The sequence below is a fragment of the Streptomyces sp. UH6 genome, from assembly GCF_013421635.1.
Lineage (GTDB): Bacteria > Actinomycetota > Actinomycetes > Streptomycetales > Streptomycetaceae > Streptomyces > Streptomyces abyssomicinicus.
This window is the reverse complement of the sequence record NZ_JACADT010000979.1, coordinates 1-2,105: the sequence shown is the minus strand read 5'-3', so window position 1 is coordinate 2,105 and position 2,105 is coordinate 1. Positions and strand designations below refer to the sequence as shown.

Below are 2,105 nucleotides of genomic sequence, written 5' to 3'. Positions count from 1 at the left end.
CGGGGAGCCAGCGCGGGGTGTGGCGCCAGGTCGTGCCGTCGTCGGCGGCCAGGGAGACGTCCCCGGCGGAGGGACGTTCCGTCGCCGGGGTGAGCACGATGCGGGTGTGGTCCGGCCCCATGGCGGTCACCGCCACCGTGGCCCCGTCGGGGCTGACGCGGGCCTCGGCGGGGTGGACCAGCCGCAGCATGGCCTCCCGCACCCGCCGCACGGCGTGTGCCGTGGGCCGGTCCGGGGACGGGGAAGGGGCGGCGGGGGGAAGCATGCGGGGTCCGTGTGTAGTCGTGGGAACGAACGGGTGGGCGGGGACGGCGCGGGGGCCGTCGTCCCCGCCCACCGGTCGGGGAGCCGGGGAGGGCTCCCCGGGAGGGGGGTCAGGCAGCCTTGCGGATGCGGGTCGCCCAGGGGCCGACGAAGGCGAACGGGCCGGGCTCCTGGAGGACGATGTCCCGGGAGAGCGCGGTCGCGGTCTGCGCCCACCACAGCGGCAGGTAGGGCAGGTCGCCGGCGGCCGTGGTGACCGCGGTCATCAGCTTCCTGCCGCGGCTCGCCGGGTCGGTGTCCGTCCTGGCCCCGTCGAGGGCCTTGTTGACGGCCGGCTCGTCGTAGTGGGCGATGTTGGTGGCGGTGGCCGCCGCGTTCAGGTAGGCGTCGGCCAGCTCCGCCGGGTCGCCGGTGACCGGGAAGTACCAGAGGAACTGCAGCGGCTGCTTGCCGGAGCCGAGTTCGTTCACCCAGGCCTCGAGGGTGATCTCCTTGACCTTCAGGGTGATGCCGAGCTTCTTCAGCGAGTCGGCCAGCGCCAGGGCCGCCTTGCCGACCTGGGGTCCGCTCGCCGGGTAGTGCAGCTCGGCGGTGAACCCGTCCGCGTGCTTCGACTTCTCGAGCTCCGCGCGCGCCTTGTCCAGGTCGAAGGCGTACTCCGGGATCTGCGCGTAGGCGGCGCGCACCTCGTCGGCCGGCATCAGGTCGCCCCACATGGCCGGGGACACCAGGGCGTTGGCGATCTCCGCCTTGCCCTGGAGGATGCCCTCGACCATGCCCGCGCGGTCGGCGGCGTGCGCGACGGCGCGGCGCACGTGCGGGTCGTTCCACGGGGCCTTGGAGGTGTCGAAGGCGAGCGAGACCACGGAGCGGTCCGCGGTGTAGCCGACCTCGGCGGCCGAACCCCAGCCCTCGGTCTCGTCGGAGGCGAGCGCGAGCGCGCCGTCCACCTCGCCGGACTTCATGGCCACCAGGCGGGTCCCTGCGTCCGGCACGAAGGAGAGCTTGAGCTTGCCGGCCGCGGGCTTCTCGCCCCACCAGCGCGGGTTGCTCTCCAGCAGCACGTGGCTGTCGGCGGCGAACTCGGTGATCCGGTACGGGCCGGTCCCCAGCAGCAGGGTCTTCTCGGTGCCGATCTTCCCGCGGTTGGCGCGCAGGAACTTCTCGCCGCCGATCGGCAGGCAGCCCGGGGCGACGCTCCACAGGAACGCGCCGTCCGCGGCCTTGAGCCGGACGGTGACCTCGTGCGGGCCGGTGGCCTCGACGGACTTCACCCCGGCGAAGGCGTAGGCCAGCACGGAGGCGTTCTCCGGGTCGCGGATCTCCTCGACCGAGGCGACCACGTCGGCGGCGGTGAAGGGGGTGCCGTCGCTGAAGACGACGCCGCGGCGGAGCGTGAAGACGTACGTGGTGGCGTCCGGCTGCTTCCAGGCGGTGGCCAGGCCCGGCTTCAGGTCGCCGGCCGGCGTCACCGACAGCAGCGACTCCTGGACCAGCGTGGCCACCAGGTAGTTCAGCACGCCTGACTCACGGCCGACGTCCAGCGAGGAGATGGAGGACGGCAGGGCGAAGGTCAGCTCGCCGACCGGCACGTCGGCGCCCTCGGCCCCGCCCTTGCCCGAGTCGCCCTGGTCGGCGGCCTGCGGCGCGCACGCCCCGAGCAGCCCCGAGGCGGCGAGCACGCCGGCCCCGGCCGCGGAAAGGCTCAGCAGTCTGCGGCGGCTCAGCGCGCCGCCGGTCTCCGAGGCCGACATCGGGCCACCGTCCTCACTCTGTACTTCGGAACGTCGTGGCTCTTCCGGTCATTCGTCCACCAGAAGTGCCCACTTGGGCGGTGACAG

General features: G+C 73.7%; 1 protein-coding gene and 1 pseudogene. Both read right to left on the bottom strand.

Annotated elements, in window-relative coordinates; all coding sequences use genetic code 11:
• Window positions 1–265, bottom strand: a pseudogene (locus tag HW445_RS28260) (S9 family peptidase); the annotation flags it as partial.
• Window positions 266–374: 109 nt separating this feature from the next.
• A complete protein-coding gene (locus HW445_RS28255; protein ID WP_180223694.1) occupies window positions 375–2,018 on the bottom strand; it encodes an ABC transporter substrate-binding protein in 1,644 nt (547 codons plus the stop codon).
• Window positions 2,019–2,105: the final 87 nt, after the last annotated feature.

What these genes read in the sequence shown, in the direction of transcription:
- HW445_RS28255 (WP_180223694.1), bottom strand. Translation starts at nt 2,018, where the DNA reads ATGTCGGCCTCGGAGACCGGCGGCGCGCTGAGCCGCCGCAGACTGCTG.